Origin of the sequence: Paenibacillus sp. OAE614, from assembly GCF_040546645.1 — a bacterium.
GTDB classification, from domain to species: Bacteria; Bacillota; Bacilli; order Paenibacillales; family Paenibacillaceae; genus Paenibacillus_AQ; species Paenibacillus_AQ favisporus.
Genome location: NZ_JBEPOD010000001.1, coordinates 3236058 through 3255296 on the forward strand (window position 1 = coordinate 3236058; position 19239 = coordinate 3255296).

At 51.8% G+C, this 19239-nt stretch carries 13 protein-coding genes and 1 riboswitch; of the genes, 10 read left to right on the forward strand and 3 right to left on the reverse strand.

Annotation, left to right across the window (positions count from 1 at the left end; genetic code table 11):
• Positions 1–21 precede the first annotated feature (21 nt).
• The 10 genes from ABIE48_RS14875 to xerS all read left to right on the forward strand — a co-directional run bounded on the left by ABIE48_RS14875 (position 22) and on the right by xerS (position 13561).
• The gene (locus ABIE48_RS14875) at positions 22–1017 is read left to right on the forward strand and encodes an ABC transporter ATP-binding protein (protein ID WP_222125587.1); all 996 of its coding nucleotides are present in this window, start codon (positions 22–24) and stop codon (positions 1015–1017) included.
• On the forward strand, positions 1014–2126 hold the full coding sequence (locus ABIE48_RS14880) for an ABC transporter ATP-binding protein (RefSeq protein WP_354519167.1): 1113 nt from the start codon (positions 1014–1016) through the stop codon (positions 2124–2126). The genes ABIE48_RS14875 and ABIE48_RS14880 overlap by 4 nt, the downstream gene beginning before the upstream one ends.
• Positions 2126–2365, forward strand: coding sequence for a hypothetical protein (locus ABIE48_RS14885; RefSeq protein WP_145019241.1), 240 nt, complete (start codon positions 2126–2128; stop codon positions 2363–2365). The genes ABIE48_RS14880 and ABIE48_RS14885 overlap by 1 nt, the downstream gene beginning before the upstream one ends.
• Before the next feature lie 400 nt (positions 2366–2765).
• Positions 2766–3227 (forward strand): hypothetical protein, encoded by a 462-nt coding sequence (locus ABIE48_RS14890; protein WP_354519169.1) that lies wholly within the window; start codon positions 2766–2768, stop codon positions 3225–3227.
• 223 nt (positions 3228–3450) lie between these two features.
• On the forward strand, positions 3451–5622 hold the full coding sequence (locus ABIE48_RS14895; RefSeq protein ID WP_192714075.1) for a PrsW family glutamic-type intramembrane protease: 2172 nt from the start codon (positions 3451–3453) through the stop codon (positions 5620–5622).
• A 1-nt stretch (position 5623) separates the two neighbouring features.
• Positions 5624–5953, forward strand: coding sequence for a hypothetical protein (locus tag ABIE48_RS14900; RefSeq protein WP_145019232.1), 330 nt, complete (start codon positions 5624–5626; stop codon positions 5951–5953).
• Positions 5954–6096: 143 nt separating this feature from the next.
• A complete protein-coding gene (locus ABIE48_RS14905; RefSeq protein WP_186325820.1) occupies positions 6097–7128 on the forward strand; it encodes a phosphotransferase enzyme family protein in 1032 nt (343 codons plus the stop codon).
• Positions 7129–7332: 204 nt separating this feature from the next.
• Positions 7333–7496, forward strand: a riboswitch (cyclic di-AMP (ydaO/yuaA leader).
• A gap of 135 nt (positions 7497–7631) precedes the next feature.
• A complete protein-coding gene (locus ABIE48_RS14910; RefSeq protein WP_192714074.1) occupies positions 7632–9455 on the forward strand; it encodes an APC family permease in 1824 nt (607 codons plus the stop codon).
• A gap of 274 nt (positions 9456–9729) precedes the next feature.
• Positions 9730–11994 (forward strand): glycoside hydrolase family 3 N-terminal domain-containing protein, encoded by a 2265-nt coding sequence (locus ABIE48_RS14915; RefSeq protein WP_192714073.1) that lies wholly within the window; start codon positions 9730–9732, stop codon positions 11992–11994.
• 496 nt (positions 11995–12490) lie between these two features.
• Positions 12491–13561, forward strand: coding sequence for a tyrosine recombinase XerS (gene xerS, locus ABIE48_RS14920; protein ID WP_192714072.1), 1071 nt, complete (start codon positions 12491–12493; stop codon positions 13559–13561).
• Between the two features lie 319 nt (positions 13562–13880).
• Here xerS and ABIE48_RS14925 read toward each other — a convergent pair whose 3' ends face one another.
• Genes ABIE48_RS14925 through ABIE48_RS14935 form a run of 3 tightly spaced genes read right to left on the reverse strand, consistent with a single transcriptional unit; the run spans position 13881 to position 19231 of the window.
• Complete coding sequence (locus tag ABIE48_RS14925) at positions 13881–15305, reverse strand: GH32 C-terminal domain-containing protein (protein ID WP_192714071.1); 1425 nt, start codon at positions 15303–15305, stop codon at positions 13881–13883.
• Positions 15302–16966 carry a glycoside hydrolase family 172 protein gene (locus ABIE48_RS14930; RefSeq protein WP_192714070.1) on the reverse strand — a complete coding sequence of 555 codons (1665 nt, stop codon included), beginning with the start codon at positions 16964–16966 and terminating at the stop codon, positions 15302–15304. The genes ABIE48_RS14925 and ABIE48_RS14930 overlap by 4 nt, the downstream gene beginning before the upstream one ends.
• Before the next feature lie 15 nt (positions 16967–16981).
• Positions 16982–19231, reverse strand: a complete 2250-nt coding sequence (locus tag ABIE48_RS14935; RefSeq protein WP_483312688.1) for a GH32 C-terminal domain-containing protein — start codon at positions 19229–19231, stop codon at positions 16982–16984.
• Positions 19232–19239: the final 8 nt, after the last annotated feature.

A 19239-nucleotide genomic window follows, 5' to 3' on the forward strand; every position in this document is an offset into this window, starting at 1 on the left:
GCGATGAAGGAGGAGAAAATGATGGAACCATTGGTGGAAGTGAGGGGGCTGACGATCGAATTCCCGATGCGCGCAGGACTGCTGCGGGCCGTCGATGAAGCGGATTTTGTCATCCCCAAAGGACAGATTACCGCCCTGGTCGGGGAGAGCGGAAGCGGCAAATCCACGATGGCATCCGCCATCATGCGGGCGATTTCGGTTCCCGGACGCGTGTCGGGCGGATCGATTACATTTGACGGCCGCGATGTGATGAGCCTAAGCAAAAAGGAACTGCAGGCGTATAAATGGGAGCAAGTGTCGATGGTGTTTCAGGCAGCGCAAAATGCGCTCAATCCGGTCGTCCGGATCAAGGAACAGATCATCGAGACGTTTCGTGCCCATTCCAAATCGTATACGGAGAAGCAGATGGTGGATAAGGCGCGGAATCTGTTCGACTATGTCCGGCTTGATCCGGACCGGGTTCTGAATTCGTTCCCCCACGAGCTCTCGGGCGGGATGAAGCAGCGGGTTATGATCGCCTTCAGCCTGCTGCTCGATCCGCAGCTTGTCATCCTTGATGAGCCGACGACGGCGCTGGACGTCATTACGCAGGCCTATATCTTCGATATTTTGAAAAAGATCCACAAAGACATGAATATTACCATGCTGCTCTTGACTCACGATATCGGCGTCGTCGCCAAAGCCGCCGACCGGGTCGGCGTGATGTATGCAGGCAACGTCGTCGAAGCCGGCGACGTCTACGATATGTTCAAGCGGCCGAAGCACCCTTATACCGCGAAGCTTATGAAAGCTGTTCCGAGCTTGTATGAAGACGTGTCGGAACGGAAGGGGATCCCCGGATCACCGCCGGATCTGCTCAACATGCCGCCGGGATGTCCGTTTCACCCGCGCTGCGAGTATGCGCATGCGAAATGCAAGGAACAGAACCCGGTCAAGGTATATACGCCCGCCGGGCATGAAGTCGCTTGTCATTTATACCCGAATCCCGAGTCGGTTGCGGAGGTGCGTACGTCATGAATGCCAGAAATATCGAATTTGAGGTGGAGCCCAGACAGCGGCTGCGGGAAGCGGCCAGAACGGAGAGTTCCGATGTGCTGATGCGGCTCGATAGCGTAAGCATGTACTTTGAACGAAACCAGGGCATGTTTGGTCCCCCTCAGAAAGTGGGCGCCGTCGTCGATGTTAGCCTGGATATTCATCCCGGCGAAATCATTGCACTGGTTGGCGAGAGCGGATGCGGAAAGACGACGCTCGGCAGCATCATCACGGGCCTGCAGAAGCCGACTTCAGGCAAGGTGCTGTACAAGGGGCAGGAGGTAACGAAGCTCAGCGGCGAGAAGGCGAACCAATTCCGCGGCGACGTTCAGCTGGTGCAGCAGGATTCCTATGCCGCGCTGAATCCGATGCGGACCATTTACCAGTCGCTGTCGGCCCCCATCCTGCAGCGTAAAATCGTCCGCGGCCGCAAGGCGGCCCGGGCGCGGGTCATCGAGCTGCTGCAGACCGTCGGCCTGACGCCGCCGGAACGCTTCCTCGATAAATACCCGCACCAGCTGTCAGGCGGCCAGCGCCAGCGGATTCTGATGGCCCGCGCCATCTCGCTGAATCCGAAGATCATCGTGGCCGACGAGCCCGTCTCCATGATCGACGTGTCGCTTCGCATCTCGATCCTGAACCTGATGTCAGAGCTGAACCGCAAGCTGGACATTGCCATCATCTATATTACGCACGACCTGGCAACGGCACGCTATATCGCCGGAAGGGGCCGCATGGCCGTCATGTATCTCGGACGTGTGATGGAGCTTGGCGGGGTCAACGATGTCCTCAGCCATCCGAAGCATCCTTATTTGCAGGCGCTGCTGTCCGCCGTTCCGACGCCCGATCCCGAAATCGCCAAAGCGATGGCGGATCTGCCACTGCGCAGTCTGGAGATGCCGAACGCGGCCGAACCGCCGTCTGGCTGCCGCTTCCATCCGCGGTGCCCGATGGCCACGGACCGCTGCTCCTCGGAAGAGCCCCAGCTCCGCTTGGTGGGCTCGGAGCAGACGGCTTGTCATTACGCGGAGGAGGCGCATGAGCTGTGGCAGCGCAAGATGGCTGACATCGGCGCCATCAAAAGCGTGTGATGGGCGACTTCGGAGCACTGTCCAGAATCGTTCTTTCGATGTCACTAGTCCTGCTGCTGCTCTGTTTCGTCTCCCTGACGGCGGTAAAGCCCGGCTCCGGGCCGTATGTAGTGGTTGTTCTGTCGGTCTGGATCAATATCATTCTCTCCGGCTGCATCATTCTCGTTTCCGTCTGGCGTAAAATGCGGGATGCCAAGCGCCGCAGGTTGGAAGAGGCGCAGGAGCCCGATGGGAAATGACTTTCGGAACTAAAGGACGGACACCCAATGATTAATGGCATGAATTAATTACCGAATCACCCTTAAAAAGCACGATTCCCGCTGTGGGGAGCGTGCTTTTCGGTTTCATAGGCACGATGTTAAAGGAAAAAGAGGGTGTTACAATTTTTGCTTAATCACATTAATTATAAATCTCATTAATAAGTATCGATCCCCGCCATGACCCGGCAGAGTCTTGCCCCGCATGTACAGGTTAATATCAAGTTGAAATCCTATGTAACTGATCCTCCAGGAGTGACCGCGTCCAACTTAATTAAATTTATATTTCGTATCGGGTTAACCCCCGTAACTCTTGCCCGTATACTCAAGTCGTTAATATAAACACACGTATATTCAAACCGTTTGGGGAAGGAGCAGGAATTTGGAAAAGGAAAGCAGACAGCTTCTTTTTATACTGATCAGTGCAATGTCTGTTACAGCCTTGGTCGTATTGATGATTTTGAGTGCAGGCCATGTTTTGGACCGAAACCTTCGCCCAAGTACGATGCAAGACGCGCGGGTGCTTCTTCGAAGCGAGCTGCGTTTTCCGGATGAAGATCAGATTCGTTCGGTTCAGGTGTATGACGATAAATTTATGGAACCGGAGATTCGAATCCGTTACCCGAATGGATTACGTTTGTCCGTTACCCGGCTGCGCGGTCCGTCCCCTTATCCGGTTCTGTCTCACCAGAAAGCTGTTCCATCGACGAAGGAGCTTCGCGATAACCGAACGGAGAAAGTGGTGTATCGTTTCGTGAAGGATGATTTTCTGTATACGCTGCACGGGGACGTCCCGGAGCAGGTTATCTCGGAAACGGTCCTGCAGATCTTCAGAAACGAGTGAACAGGGGCGGATTGATTATAGGAGCTATGCACCAGTCGTGCCGGTTAGCGGCGGCCTTTCGGCTGACCTTAGTCCCCTTGGAGGGGGAAAATGGTCCAGTTTTGGTTTGCATCCCCATATTCACTGCCCAACCCAAGACGAATATAAGGTATATTGGGGAGGAAGCGAATCTTATATCTTCACAGCTCTCGTCAGGACAGCCCCTCAGAATCAGGGTGATGCCATGAAGGAGGAGATTGAAACGGATACGATCTGGAATATCCGAAACGGAATCAGGGATATCGCCGAAGGGGTCTATCGGTGGGTGCAGGAAACGCTCCAGCGTCTCCCCTGGCTCAAAACCTTATATACGATATGGTGCTGGATATCCCTTTTATTTTTTATCCTGGGTCTGTTCCTGTACCGGGATTCACGCACGATGCTCGTTCAGTATTTATGGTCTTTTTATGTCATGCTGCAGTTTTGGTTTCTTTGCCGGAGCAAAACATTTACCTGGAAGCAGGCGGCGATGTTTATGCTGCTGGGCATCTTTCTCGTCATCCCGGTCACGGCGCTGACGCTGCTCGCGGCTCACGGCCTGTTTGGCGGGGATACGCGGGACACCTGGTCCCAGGCCGTCCTGACCCCGATCTTCGAGGAAGTATGGAAGCTGCTGCCGCTCGGTCTGTTTCTGCTCTTTTCACGGCGCGCCTCCTCCATGAGCCTTGCCGATTATACGCTGGCCGGAGCCGGGGCGGGCGTGGGCTTTCAATTGATGGAAGAGCTGACGCGCCGCTGGCTGAACTCCGGCATCATCGGGCGGACGTACGGCTACAGTGTGACGATGCTTGGAGGGGAAACAATCCATTGGGATTTTTGGACGCTGTTCCCCGGCCGGTTTGAAGAAAGCATCTTTCCGACCATCATGTCGGTCAGTCATCCCGTGCACACCGGCATGGTCGCCCTGGGGCTTGGTTTGGCTGTACGGTACCGCAAGCGGCTGAAGGCCGCCATCTTCGCCCTGCCTGCACTGCTGCTCGTCTGGTCGATCATCGATCATGCCGCTTATAACGGGCAGGGCTCATTGTCGGACTGGTTTATGAAAATCAGCGACCTGACCGGCAGCGGATACCGCACGAAAGGCGTGTTCCTCCTGATGCTGGCAATTGGGCTCGTCCTGGATTACGTCTCGTTGAATCGGGTGAAAAGCCGGCTGCCGAGAATGGAAGGCGAAGGATGGATCAACCCGGTGTCAGAGCTGTGGTATATGCTGGAGTCTCTCTTGACCCGCAGGGAACGGCTGGCGAGCGTCATGTCTTGGACCCGGGAACGCAGGGAGCTGGGCTTCTCGCTTCTATACGGCAATCAGGAAGCCGCCGCGCTGCAGGGTGACCTGCAGACGAGAATGCTGAAGCATTTCCGTGCCGCCGCGGGTGTAACCGCGGCCCTTCTGGTGGTCGCCGGGCTGGCGGGCTTCGCCGCTTATTTCCAGGCGCACGTCCATCCCGCCGATCCGGCTTGCTTCTCATGCATGTTCGATTCGCTGCAGAACTGGTGGGACCGCCTCGGTTTTTGGGAAAAAAGCGCCATCGTGCTCGGAGCGTTCGCTTTGTCCTTGATGTTCGTCAGCTTCTGGCCGGCACTCGGTATTGCTTTAACAGCAGCGAGCATACCGGCGAGCGGCCACGAAATCGCTAAGGATATCCGCGATCCGAAAAGGCTGCTCACCCCCGAAAATGTGATCTCTACGCTGCTTGCGCTGGCGCTGAGCCGTGTTCCGTTCGGCAGGCTGGCCGAACGCTTCGGTAAGAAGGGCGGCAGCAGGCTGAAGGATTGGCTGGAGAAGCTGCTTAAACGGCGAAAGGAGCCGAAGCCGGAACCCGACCTGCCCAAGAAGCCGCATAAGCCGGATGGGGAGGATCCTCCGTCAAAGAAGGAGAAAGATCCCGAGGAGCAGCCGCCGAAGAACGATGCAGACGATTATGTGCATTGGAGCAAAGCGAAGTACCGCGGGGTAGAGCTCCACGATGCCAAGAACGGAGCGCTTGGGGAGTTTGACGGCGTCGATTTGGAGAAGGGCATCTTCTATGAAGCCAAGTCGGCGCAAGGGCTCGACCGTATCCATCCAAAAACGGGTAAGCCGCAGCAGACGCCGCAGCAATTTACAGATAAGCAGTTGTACCAGAAAACGAAGGTGCGGATCAACAACCTGATGCAGAAGGCGGTTGGGACGCGAACAACGCCTGATGGAACGGCGGAGATTCCGACGCTGGAGCAAATCAAAGGAATCCGGCATTTCGAGTTTCAGCTGGACGGGGACTCGCCGGCGTTACGGGCAGCCGCGGAGAACAGCTTGAACAAGCTGCGTCAAGAATTCCCGGATTATACATTCAACATTCGATTTGGGGTGAAATAACATGTCAATCAGCGTCATTATTGTGGACCCGGAGGACGAATTTGAACGGTCCTTTATGCTTCCAGTGGCGACGGAATCCTTTTTCCAGAAATATTGGGTGCCGGCGGTGGAAGAGTTGAACTTGCAGTGGGTCGCACTTTTTCAGGACGGTACGGACGTGGAGTCCGAGGACATCCCGGCTGTCTTGGGCGAAGTGTCCCAGCTTAAAGAATGGGCGCGAAGCCACATGCATGGGGACGACCTCGACCACATGTTACGCAGGCTCGAGCTGCTCGAGACGGAACTGCCGAAAGCGTACAGGCGCGGCGGAGCGGTTGTCTACATCGGTTAACATTGCCTGTTAACATCGGTGTATGAATGAAAGATTGTTTTAGTCTCATAAGAGGTGAGTGCGTTCAAGTCCGGGTTACACAGACACCGGGCTTGATTGCTTTTATCCGCGGTACGTGATGAAAAGGGAAAGGGGAGAGCGAAGTGAGGCACTCTTATCGAATGGACGAAGGGGCTTTTGTGCATCACTTGAACGAAGCTTATGGAATCGCTGCCCGGAGGCTTATTTTTATCCCTTATGGGGATTCGGCCTATTCTTACCGGGTGGAGGGAGAAAACGGGACGCGATACTATCTGAAACTGTTTGACCATAGCAATGACAGCCACCGCCAAGGCATCCTTCGGTGCAGCTGTTATGTGCCGTTTATGTGGGAATTGCATCAGACCGGCCACTTTGTGGAGCTGCCCTGTCCGCTCCGAACCTTAAGCGGTGCTTTTCTGCTTTCCCTTCCTGATTGCACAGCGGTGCTGTTTCAATTTATCGAAGGAGAAACCTGGGCTGAGGCTTACCCTTTTTCCAAGCATAACTTGGAGCGTGTTGGACGGCTGGCGGCGCGGATTCGGCAGTTGACTCCCTTTACTGCCACATCCGGCCTTTCGAGTGAAACGTATCACGTCTCCTTTTCCGAACATTTGATCCAATGCCTGAAGCAGCTTGAGCATCTTCAGCCCGGTGCAAGTCCCGCTAGCCAGCTGCTGCGTGAGCTTGTCATCCCTCAGCAAACGCGCATAACCGAGCTGCTGCACCAGATAATGGGTATTCGTGAGCGTCTCTTGCTTGATCCAGCCCCCAATGTGCTCTGCCACGGTGATCTGTGGGGAGGGAATCTAATGGAGACCGCGGACGGAAGGCTGATCGTCCTGGACTGGGAAGCGGCTATGCTTGCGCCACCAGAGCTGGATATCGTGGGGTATATCGGGGACGGACTGGGTCATTTCCTCACAGGGTATGAGCAGGAACTAGGACAACAGATGGAGCTGAACCCGGATTTGCTGCGTTATTATGCATACCGCCATCATTTGAGAAACCTGACCCATTGGTGCATGAATATTTTGCAGCGTGACCTGGAACCGGACCAGCTGGATAACGACATCGAAATGGTCCGGCATCACTGCTTGAACCGACTGGATACCGTAGAGGCTTCGCTGAGGAATGCGGCGGATCGAAATATATAGAGCCCGATATGATTTTAATAGCGTAAACAAGCGATAAGCACAGCTACAGCCAGAAATTAATAGATTGCCGCCATTGTAAGCGTTGACATGGAGTTCTTTTGAATTTTTTCATACGTATCTCAAACCGTTTGCTTCTTTACAGCAGGCATCTGGAAGGAGTAAGATTCAATTCGTAATCGTGAACTTGTGAACCTGAAACGTAATACTCCTTGATCGCTGAATTCTGAAATCAGGAGCGGGGGAACCAAAGGGAGGAAGTTAAGCCTTCGTCCCAGGGGTGAATCACTTGATGTTCATTTATTGAGTGTAGGGATACTTTCGGTCCCGAATCCGTCAGCTAACCTCGTAAGCGTTATGAAAGAGGGATTTGTCGTGCGCGTAAAGCCACGGGAAGGTCCAGCTTTCCTGCGGCTTTTTTTGTTGTGCCCAAAAAGGGTTGAGCACGTGTCTAACGGGTACATCATGAGCATTTCAACTCTAACACTGGCGGTGACAAACATTTTATGGCAGCATTGAAAAGACTTTTGATCGGACGGCCGCTGAAGTCTACCGAATTGGGAGAACAAAAACTGAATAAGAAAAAAGCTTTGGCCATTCTATCCTCCGATGCGCTGTCGTCCGTAGCGTATGGGCCGGAGCAAATTTTGCTGGTTCTGGTCACGGTCAGCACGGCGGCGTTCTGGTATTCGATACCTATCGGAATCGGCGTACTGATTTTGCTGGCTGCACTCATTTTATCCTACCGGCAGATCATCTTCGCTTATCCGCATGGCGGCGGCGCTTACGTCGTCTCCAAACAGAATCTGGGAATCTATCCCGGGCTGGTGGCCGGCGGATCGCTGCTGGTAGATTACATTTTGACTGTTGCGGTCAGCGTTTCGGCGGGCACGGACGCGCTGACTTCGGCGTTTCCGGCGCTGCATGAGCATACGGTGGGGATTGCCGTCACCTTCGTCATCCTCATTACGCTGCTGAATTTGCGGGGCGTCACTGAGTCCGCCTCCATCCTGGCTTATCCGGTGTATCTGTTCGCCTTCGCGCTGTTCATTTTGATCGGCGTTGGTATGTACAACATCGTGACCGGTCACGTTTCACCGCATTTGCATACGCCGGTCGGGACGCCGGTGGCGGGAATCAGCCTGTTCCTGCTCTTAAAAGCTTTTGCCTCGGGCAGCTCCGCCCTAACCGGGGTCGAAGCGATCTCGAACGCCATCCCGAACTTCAAAGATCCGGCCCCGAACAATGCGGCCAAAACCTTGATGGCAATGGGGATTCTGCTGGCTGTACTCTTCTCGGGCATCGTATTTCTTGCTTATTATTTGGGCATATCCCCGAATCCCCAGGAGACGGTCGTATCCCAGATTGCCAATCAGACGTTCGGACGGAATTTTATGTACTTTTTTATCCAGGGCACGACGGCACTCATCTTGATCCTGGCGGCCAATACCGGATATTCGGCGTTTCCGCTGCTGGCGGTCAATTTAGCCAAAGACCGGTTTATTCCCCGGATGTTTACCGTCCGCGGTGACCGTTTAGGCTATTCGAACGGAATCATCATTCTTGGCCTACTATCCATCGTGCTGATCGTCGCCTTCCACGGACAGACGGAACATTTGATCCCACTGTACGCGGTAGGGGTATTTATCCCCTTCACGCTCTCGCAAACGGGAATGATCGTCAAGTGGATCCGGGAAAAACCGCAGGGTTGGGTGACGAAGCTCGTCATCAATACGATCGGCGCGCTGATCAGCTTCACGGTGTCGGTGATGTTCTTTGCAACCAAGTTTGCGCAGATTTGGCCGGTACTGATCTTTTTGCCGCTGATCGTGTATCTGTTCCACCGGATCAAGAAGCATTATGAGGCGGTTGGCGAGCAGCTGCGGCTGTCGACGTGCGAGCCGGCGGTACCGATTGAAGGCAATGTGATCATTCTCCCCGTCTCGGGCATTACGCATGTCGTGGAGCATTCCCTGAATTATGCGAAGTCGCTGGCGGCGGATCAGATCATTGCGGTATATATTCCGTTTGAACGGGAAGAAGAGAACCGGTTTGAGGAAAAATGGCAAAAATGGCGGCCTGACGTGCGCCTTGTGACGCTGCATTCTCCATACCGGAGCATCATTCATCCGCTTAGCAAATTTATCGATACGGTGCACCGGAAAGCCAGCGAATCCAACTACCAGGTCACTGTGATTATTCCACAGTTTATTCCAAAGCGGAGCTGGCACAATCTGCTGCACAACCAGACGAGCTTGATGATCCGAACTTATCTTTTATTCCGCAAAGATGTTGTTGTGACAACGGTACCGTATCATTTAAAAAAATAGCGATGCATATGGTTCAATCCATTCGTAATCAGGCCCCAGCATCTGTGCCGGCGGTCTTTTTTTTGCGTAAAAGCAGCGGATATATATGAAGGGAAAGAGTAATCCCGTGGGAATAATGGCTTGAGCGTAATGACTTATGAGTAAGGGCTTATTTCCTGCAGAGTAGGGGATCCGTATTTTTTCACGATGTGCAGGGTGTCATAGTTTTAACGCAACAAAAATTCATCCATTGCGTCTAATCAACGTATATAGAACAGCAACAGGGGTGGAACAGATGAATGTGAAACTAATAACGATATTCGGTGCCGTACTCGGTTCTGTGCTCGTATGGGCAGGAAGCGCAGCTGCGGAAGAACGGTTTACCGATCTGCAGCACTCGAAGTGGGCGGAAGACGGCATCACCTATATGTCTGAACGGGGAACCGTCGCTGGATACGGTAACGGGAAGTTTATGCCTGAGAGACAAGTCACAAGAGCGCAAGCCGTCACTTTCATGGTGCGGGAACTCTATCCGCAGGAGCTGCAGCAAGAAGCGGGCGGCGGCATGACCTATACAGATGTGCCTAAGAACCATCCTTTTTATCTTGAAATTTCCATTGCCGCAAAACATGGGCTGGCCAGCGGATTTCCTGACAGCACATTCCATCCGGATGCTCCGATGAGCCGTGCTGAAACAGCGGCGTTTCTTACACGGGCCTATTCACTCGTAAAAGGCCAGCAACCCGTAACATTAACGGATACAGCAAAGCATTGGGCGGCAGCGCCTATTCTCATCATGAGCTCCAACGGATTGATCGGCGGATATTCAGATAGCACCTTTCGTCCGGACCGATCTGTGACGCGAGCGGAGTTTGCCGTATTTATGTCACGGGTCATTCGCTTCGAACGTCAAGGAGCCATTCAGGCACAGAATTGGGATAAGCTGATGTCCTACATGACGGTCAGCGAGCAGGTCGGCCAAATGCTCATGCCTGACATCAGGCAATGGAACGGGAAAGTGACGACTACGGTCAATGAAGGGGTCAAACGCAGCATCCATGATCAGGATTTGGGCGGACTTATTCTTTTCGATAAAAATATCGTAGATGCTCGTCAGGTCACCACTCTGACGCATGATCTGCAGATGGAAGCAGGCGACATTCCGCTGTTCCTTGGCATCGACCAGGAAGGCGGGGTCGTTAAACGAATCCCCGGGGGTACGAATCTACCGGGTCAAATGGCGCTGGGCGCAACCGGAGATACAACGCTCGCCGAAGCGGCCGGACGGCTGACCGGGGAGGAGCTAAAAGCGCTCGGGCTTCAGATCAATTTTGCGCCGGTGCTCGACATTAACAGCAATCCGGATAATCCGATTATCGGAATGCGGTCGTTTAGCTCGGATCCGGATTTGGTGACACGACTGGGTCTCGCAGAGATCCAAGGACTGCGGCAATCGGGAGTCATCGCGGCGGTCAAGCATTTTCCAGGCCATGGCGATACGGTAGTAGACTCCCACTTGGGAATGCCGGTGCTTTCGCATGATCGGGAGCGGCTAGATGCCGTTGAGCTCAAACCGTTTCGGTCTGCCATCGATAACGGAGTAGAGATGATCATGACCGCACATATTGCGTTTCCAGCAGTAGACAACGAACACGTCACATCACTTAAGGACGGAAGCAGCGTGCCGATTCCTGCTACGTTATCCAAGAAGGTGCTGACCGGGCTGCTCCGGGGGGAGCTTGGATATAAAGGCGTCATCATTTCCGATGCCTTCACGATGAATGCGATCGCGGAGCATTTTGGCGAAAATCAAGCGGTGGTACGTGCCGTTTCCGCAGGTGTGGATATCATCCTCATGCCGCAAGATCCGGCAGCCGCGCACCAAACGCTGGTGAACGCGGTGAAGAGCGGGGCGATACCGATCGAAACCATCCATTCGTCAGTGAAACGGATTTTGGAGCTGAAAGCAAAATACGGTTTGTTTGACCGCAGCGAAAGCCTTACGCAGCAATTGGCCGCTCTTAATGGTGTCATTGGTTCCGAGAAGCATCGTACAGTGGAGCGGGAAATCGCAGAGCGAGCGGTCACCTTGTTAGCCGGCCGTGACGGTGCGCAGCCGGATTCCATTCGTCAAGGCGATCGGGTTGCGATTGTCGCAGCCGATGAGGAGCAGGCGAAGCAGCTCGAGAGACAGCTGAAGCAAGCCGCAAATAACCTATCGCTTAAAACAGTAACAGCCCTAGTCGGTCAAGGAAAAACGAATGAGGCGCTTCAGGCGGTGGATCAGGCGGATTACGTCATCCTGGCTTCATATCAGTTCCGTAACGTGGCCAGTCAATTTGGCTGGGCCGATGATCAAACGTTGATCGATGAGATGAACAAACGTAACAAGCGTTATACACTGTTATCGCTGGGCAATCCATATGAGACGATCTACATTCAGAACATGCGTTCGGGGATAGCGGTTTACGGTAAGCAGGAGCCAAATACAGCCGCCGGGATCAAAGTGCTGCTAGGCCAACTGAAAGCCGGCGGGGTGCTGCCGGTGACAATTAAATAATTATTATTAAGATGGTGGTTATTGACCTAACCGGTTTTAAGTGGTTGGTTAAATAAGAACAACTTAGCAATATTAGCCGCGCATAAGCGCGGTTTTATTGTACTTTTTTAAGTGGACGGATATAAATGATCAGGCTCATTATTATAGGAACGATTTAGATAAGATGCTGTCTATAAGCAGTGCAAATCTATAATTTGGCGATTGTTCGATGACGTAAGATTTAAATTAAAAAGCTAAACCAACTGACACTAACACAAATGTACAATGAAGATCATTCGTAACGGAAATGATGAGTCTAATTGATAATAAGTATCTTATCGTGGAGCTTTTTGGAGCTCGGGTATAGAGGATGTGATGGAATAAGCGCCGCATACTGAGTAGTGACTAGTGACTAAGATGACTTGACTATTTAATGCAATTTTATAATTACGTAAAATAATAATTTGACGAATAAATATATATAAGTTATTCTGTACATAAGGAGGTTTAGCAATAAATGGATAAAAACACGAAGCTGCATTACATGAAACGCGTTGACGATAAATGTGCGGAGCTTCCTTGGTACGTGACCGAATACATCGATAGCCGCAAACGCAAGCTGTCGCACACGACGCTGCTGAATTACTGCCACGATTACCTTATCTTTTTTGATTGGCTTGTGGCCGAGAAACTGGCTGCGGATGATCGTAAAGACATTGAATTGAATGTTCTGGAATCACTGACCGTGCGCGAAGTCGAAAATTTTCTGTCATTTCTGGAGTATCAGCTGGGCAACAATAAATACACGATCAACCGGAAATTGTCGGCGTTAAAGTCGTTGTTTGATTACCTGCAGAACAAGGCTGAAACGTCGGACCTCAAGCCGTATATTCAACGAAATGTGATGGCCAAGATCGACTTTAATTCCATTAAGGAAAGCCAAGAAACCGTCGCGAACCGCATTGAGGGCAAAATTTTACGTGAAGACGATTTTGAGAAGTTCCGGCAGTTTGTGGCACATGATTTCGGTGAACTGAACAAAAGCAACAAACGTATGGTCCGGTTCCACGAATTTAACCGTGAGCGGGATACGGCCATCGTATCGCTGATCCTCGGGTCAGGATTGCGTTTATCCGAGGTAGCGGGAATCAATATTGAGGATTTGGATATGAACAAAGGCCAAGTGCGCGTGCTGCGTAAAGGCAACAAAGAACAATATGTATATTTTAGCCAGCAAGCCTTATTAGACCTGGAAAGCTACTTAAAAATTCGGGAAACGCGATATGTACCGGAAAAATCCGAAAATTTCTTATTTATAGCAGCGCCAATCGGCCGCAAAGGCAAAAGCCGGCGGTTAACACCAAGATCGATTGAAAAGCTGATCGAAAAATACGCTGCAGCGTTTGGTAAACCGGCATTGACTGTGCATTCCTTGAGGCATTCCTTTGCAACCCGCTACCACCTGGAGAACAACGACGTACCGAGGCTGAAGAACCAGCTGGGGCATTCATCGATCCAGACGACGATGATCTATACGCATTTAACGGATGAAGAGATGAGAAAAGCCGTTAACAATATGGATAAGTAAAGTAGAAAAATTGGCCGTCATCCGGACGTTTCCTTAATATATTTTCACAAAACTCGTATTTTGTACATATGTCGGGAATAATGGATCCGTTGTCCACTTTTGGGACACTCTATTGGTGTCGGAGGACAAGAACGGCCTCAAGCGTTGTTTTGCTTAAACGATATTTCCGCCATTGCTGATGGGCAGCGCCTTGAACCTGTCGAAGAAGTGTTCCCGACGACATTGATGGTTCGGCGAACCAGCTGATATGCTGTGCTAGGGAAAGTGTGGAAAAGATCGTGCTGAGGACAAACCAATCCTCTGCTCGATCTTTTCTGCTTTAATCTCTAATCGAGATCGTTACATCGCTAAATTGAGCACTGCCCTGATTGACAAACAAGCCAAGCTTCCCTTCAGGTATATCATACATCCTGGCGCTCATGGCTATGTTCTCATCCACGTAGATTTCGCATATCGATCCATCGATAAACACTTTGATTTCGTAAGGACGATCGGGAATCATCTCAATCGGCCGTTCCAGCTCTACTTCATACGGGAACGTCTTCCCGCCTTCTTCCGATTGCATGATATATCCTCGGAAGGTAATGCGGTCGCGCTGTGGCTCGAAGGTGACGTAATAGGCTTCATCCAAGGTATCCTCTGTCCGCAGCATGAACCCAATCCCCTGAGTTTGCTCGGAGAAAGAAATTGTAGCGGATATTTTGCATTGATCGGGCAAATCATCCCGGGTCATGCAGCCGGCAAACCCATACGGTGACGTACAGGAAAGTGAGCTACCCCTATGTTTCCAATCTCCTGCAATTTTATAGAAATGTACAATCAACGGCTTTGCGAATGCGGCATCCACGGTTTCCGGCACTTTTACACCAAGGGTCCCATCCGTACGCTGAACCATTTCATGTACAATCAGGTTCCCACCCCAATCCCATGTGTCGTAATCCTTGCCGCGAGACTTCGGCGGATTCCAGCTGAATAAATCGTCGTTTTTCGTTGGGTTCCACCCGAATAAAAAGCGTTTTTCCCCATCCGAAACAGACTTGGCTGCATAAAAGGCACGGCCGTCGAAGGTATCCTCCTTCGGGGTTATCCATGGTCCGTTTAAGGAACGGCTCATCCGGTAAAAGGTCGCAAAACGTCCCGTATAGGAGGAATAGATCAAATACCACCAATCCCCGATCCGGAACAAGTCGGGACATTCATGGGCACCCACGTGCAAATTCGGAGCATACAAAGGCTCGCGATACTCCCAGGTTTTAAGGTCTTTAGATGACAGCAGCGCAGTGCACCCTTTTCGGTTGGTTGGCCCTTTGGCCATCGCGGCAAGCAGCATCCAATATTGGCCTTCCTCTTCATTCCAAAGCACGAAAGGATCGCGCCAATCGGACAGTTCATAGATGCGGTCGTCCGCAGCAAAGGTATCTTCTGGAATGGGCTCCCAGGTCCCCAAGTCGCTGCTGATCGCATGGCAGACGAGCTGCTTTCCCGGAGGAAATATGCAGTAGAACATATGATAAATCCCGTCCACTTTCAGAATATGGCCGGTTCCGCCTTCAATCTTGCAAGCTCCATCTTCCCGGTAATTCACAAAGTCCTTTGTTCCTATAAGATACCAGCCGTGATCAAGTCCCTCCCGGTAGTTATCTCTCCAGCCGTGCAGATAAAACAGCTTAAACTCCCCGTCTTCATAATAAGGGATTATATCCCCTACCCAGGCATTCTCTGGCCGATAGAAAAATTCCCTCATCGTATTTCCTCCCCAAGTTTCAAGTGATCTAAGCGTTCAATCCATGGAACAGGCTTATAAGCATCGCTTGTCCCCCGCTCCTGATACCAGTAAACGGTGGCAGCATATAAACATTCGTTATTGAGGCCCCAATGATTCGCTTTGTATTTCTCGATAAATCCCTCAAAGGAGTGCATAAAAGGAACGTTGTCGCAAATATGAAATCGGTTGACGGAAGTGTGGCCGTTTGCATCCATTTCGATGAAGGGCTGACTTGCGAAAGCACTGTCAAACATCGGGAATGGCGGCTCGGCTGCCCAAGCGTAGCCTATGTAATCCTCGCTTCCGGTTCCGAATGTAGACGGAAAGGATTCACCATCCACAAAAAATTTCTCATCCCCTTCTCCCCACCACCAGTCAATGGTTTTTCGGTCCCATTGCCCGTACCACCAGGTTTCAGGCTCTTCATCTGGTTTCTCCCAGGTATTATAAACATGCAGGTGAACACCGCAGAATCTTCCCTGACCTTTCGCCAGCAGCAAAGGCCAATCCGGCCAGCGGTCTCCTCCTTCCTTAAACCGCTTCGTATCCAGATCCAGATATTCATCCCGATGCCATTTCGCATGAAAACGAAGAAGTTCATCCGTGTCAGACTTTGATAAAGGAGTAAACCGGATATCCGCCGTAATTTCGCATGCTTCCGTCCCATCATTCTCGATTTCGATTCTCGCACCTTCCGAAAAAGGCATGTACCAATTACTGTACATTTCATGTTCGTTCATCCCCAAGGGCAGAGACCTGTACGGCTTGATCCCTGGAGCGCTGCCAAAAAAATCACCCAGGGGTGCCCATACAGAAGGGATTTCCTCGTTGTCCCATTTCATCGAGATGGTCAATTGCCTGGCCAGCTTCCGCTGCAATTGTTCACTCTTTCGTCCAAGGTCGGACCTGATCCGAATCATGGAGATCGAGCCGGCCCCTTGCTTATCAAAAATCACTGCCCTGCCTCCTGCCGGAACGGATACCGTAACACTCTCGTCTATAGGCCCACCCGCTTGTACAAAAGAATATGTTTCCCTTTGTTGTAAAAACCGGTCTGCTTTAGCCAAAGCAATTGCCGACTCCTTATCGAAGCGGCCATCAAAGGACGGCATCCTAACCCCGACAGGGAAAACGGTATAGGTGATATGGTAGTAAGCACCCCACCCTTTATCCAGCAGTACTTTGCAATGTTTCTGAAAAGGAATGGGAATAAAGCTGTTTCTGCCGCGGGATAAGGTAGGCGTCAGATTCGGGAAGTTGGCAGGTGGCCCTTCCCGGTTGAATGTGTCGAAATAATCCCGAAACGGCTGATCGATCACTGGAGTATCAGCATGATCTATATAAATTCGGATACGCCCTTCCTCTGGGAGCGCTGACCAGACTCTCCAAATCATGCCGGGTCCATCAAGTTCCAAAGCGACGATGCTGTCTCCTTCTTGGCGGATGAAGCCACCCCCGTCATCATTAGCTCCCCAGTTCTCATACAAGCCCGATTCGGCATTATAAATGGAGCTCCGGTCAAAGCTGGAGAAACACCCCGATTTTTCGCCGTCCTGTGGTGGTATTGCAAGTGCTTCAAGATCATATAATCTCCGCACGAGATCCTGATAAGAATAAACCGGTAGCTTGGTTTGGTTCATGGTACTCTCCTCTCATTACCAAATGGACTGCATATCCCACACTTCCATCGATTTAACCATCAAACTGCCATCTCCCCAGATCTGAATCCCCAGTGCATCCCTGCGACTCGGATACACCCGGGTCGTCAAGCTTTTCAATCCATTCGCGTAGGCTTCGACCATGGAACGGTCCAAATACATGTGAAGCTTCAGATTCTCTCCATGAAGCTCTAGATCCCCCCCTTGGATTCCTCCACATTTTTCTCCTGGATGAAGCGTCGTCTTCGAACGGTCGACCAGGAGCATCGATTGATTCAAGTCGTAGTAAAGTAGCGTTTCTTCTTCTCCATCCGGCGTACGCCGAATCTTGATTCCAAATTGCTTGGCGCTACCCGGCTCCATCTCTAAATGGATCTCAAGCATGTCGCCTTGAACATCCTGCAGCAGGACATTTGCTTCAGCCAATGATTTATCGCGGAGAGATAATCGTTTTTCTCCCCGCAGGGACTGCAGCTCTTGGATCGGTTCTATGCCCAATCGTCCGTCTTCCCGCAAATACACGCTGAGCGGCAGGCCGCCGTTATGCGCCCAACCCGATTGATATTCCAGTTCGGACGTCCGGTCTCCTTGGGCTATCGTAAATACGATTTTTCTGCCGGTCTTCGGATCAACCATTCCACTCGGACCGGTAAAATGGAAATCACCGACATCAATCAATTGGGGCTCTTCTTGATCAGGGATGAACGCTAGATTCTGCTTATCCAGCTGTCCGATCCAGTAAAACACTTCGACATCCGCTCCCTCTCCCACTGGGCTGACCAGCAGAAGATGCTTGTTCACCCCCTGTTTGTCGCTGCCAAGGGGAAGAAACACGGGGAGCTCCCAGATCGGCCCTAGATAAGGAAACTTCTCGGTATCCGCTTTAAAAAAGGGCCCTTTATACGTCCAATTCAGCATATCCTGAGAAGAAAATGCCAATGCGGCTCCGCCTTCACCTTCGATTCCGGACCCGACCAGGGCATACCAACCATCATCATCCTTCCACACGAATGGGTCCCTGAAATCCCCGAATAAACCTATTCCCTTCTTCTGCACGATTAACGGCTCCGGATGTTTGACCCAGTGAACTAGATCGGGGTCCTTATCTCGGGAATAGGTGCTTCGGGCAAGCGCTACACTCTGATTCGGCGAAGCACTGTCATTGCCCGCTGTAAAGAACAAGACCGGCAGGCCGTCTGCATCGTAGGTCGCGCTTCCCGACCAGATTCCATCTGGTGCGAGCTTATCCTTCTCGGGCGCCAAAGCCACGGGAAGATCCCGCCAATGCACCAGATCCTCGCTAACCCAATGTCCCCAATGAATTTGATGAAAGAAAGGCCCATGAGGATTATGCTGATAGAACAAATGGTATTGGCCGTCAAAATAAATTGGCGCATGGGGTTCATTCATCCAGTGAGCAGGTGGGCTAACGTGATATTGAGGTCGGTGCCGATCCGCCAGCAGAGGGGTCCGATCCAGTTTAATCTGATCATATGTTAACGTTGGATGGACTCCTCCACATGCGATATCCAACACGAGCTGATAAGAAGCGGCCACCTCATCTTCACTCAGTGCCCTTGTGTAGATTTTCAGCTCTTCCATGATGCCGCTGAACATGTGCAGGCTGAACACCTTCGCCAGCTGGCTGCTGTGATTATTTTTACCGATTAGGAGATCCGTGCCGGTCGCCTCGGTCAAGCGGGAACCACGAGGCAACCCGGTCGACGCAATCTTCCTGCCGTTCAGAAACAATTTCATTTCCCCTTGGTTCCCATCAAACACAGCATTTACGTAAGACCATTCATTTTTTGGCAGCTCATGCCCATCCGGTGACCAAATTTCCTTCCATTCTCCTCCTTCGAGTCCAACTTGGAAGGACCATGATCCATGACGATACATACCGAGTAAGTATCCCTGCCTTTGTTCTTTGTTGTGACGGTTCACAATGGCCGACAGCTTGCCGTCGTCCCCCACTTCGTACGAACGAGGGGCAACCCATACGCCGATGCTGATCGCCGACCGGTATTGGGGGGTGCCCGCAGGATTTTCTTCTTGGAATGAATGGGAAATGTAAGTCGAATAACCGTCGAACGAAAGCCCACTCCCCACGACGCCTTTTCTCCACAGCGGGTCGCACGGTTCGGTAAACTCAGCTTGCTTAAAAACATACCGAATCTCATCCCGGACTTGGGATACGTACTCCAGAGCGCTTGCTCCGGCTCCTTCATTAAAGGGCCAATACATCATCGGTCCCC

Excerpts from the sequence above, each read along its gene's own strand:
- ABIE48_RS14915 (WP_192714073.1), top strand. The coding sequence starts at position 9,730 with ATGAATGTGAAACTAATAACGATATTCGGTGCCGTACTCGGTTCTGTG.
- ABIE48_RS14930 (WP_192714070.1), bottom strand. The coding sequence starts at position 16,966 with ATGAACCAAACCAAGCTACCGGTTTATTCTTATCAGGATCTCGTGCGG.
- ABIE48_RS14895 (WP_192714075.1), top strand. The coding sequence starts at position 3,451 with ATGAAGGAGGAGATTGAAACGGATACGATCTGGAATATCCGAAACGGA.
- ABIE48_RS14885 (WP_145019241.1), top strand. The coding sequence starts at position 2,126 with ATGGGCGACTTCGGAGCACTGTCCAGAATCGTTCTTTCGATGTCACTA.
- ABIE48_RS14935 (WP_483312688.1), bottom strand. The coding sequence starts at position 19,231 with ATGATGTATTGGCCCTTTAATGAAGGAGCCGGAGCAAGCGCTCTGGAG.
- ABIE48_RS14900 (WP_145019232.1), top strand. The coding sequence starts at position 5,624 with ATGTCAATCAGCGTCATTATTGTGGACCCGGAGGACGAATTTGAACGG.
- ABIE48_RS14925 (WP_192714071.1), bottom strand. The coding sequence starts at position 15,305 with ATGAGGGAATTTTTCTATCGGCCAGAGAATGCCTGGGTAGGGGATATA.
- ABIE48_RS14880 (WP_354519167.1), top strand. The coding sequence starts at position 1,014 with ATGAATGCCAGAAATATCGAATTTGAGGTGGAGCCCAGACAGCGGCTG.
- ABIE48_RS14875 (WP_222125587.1), top strand. The coding sequence starts at position 22 with ATGGAACCATTGGTGGAAGTGAGGGGGCTGACGATCGAATTCCCGATG.
- xerS (WP_192714072.1), top strand. The coding sequence starts at position 12,491 with ATGGATAAAAACACGAAGCTGCATTACATGAAACGCGTTGACGATAAA.
- ABIE48_RS14910 (WP_192714074.1), top strand. The coding sequence starts at position 7,632 with ATGGCAGCATTGAAAAGACTTTTGATCGGACGGCCGCTGAAGTCTACC.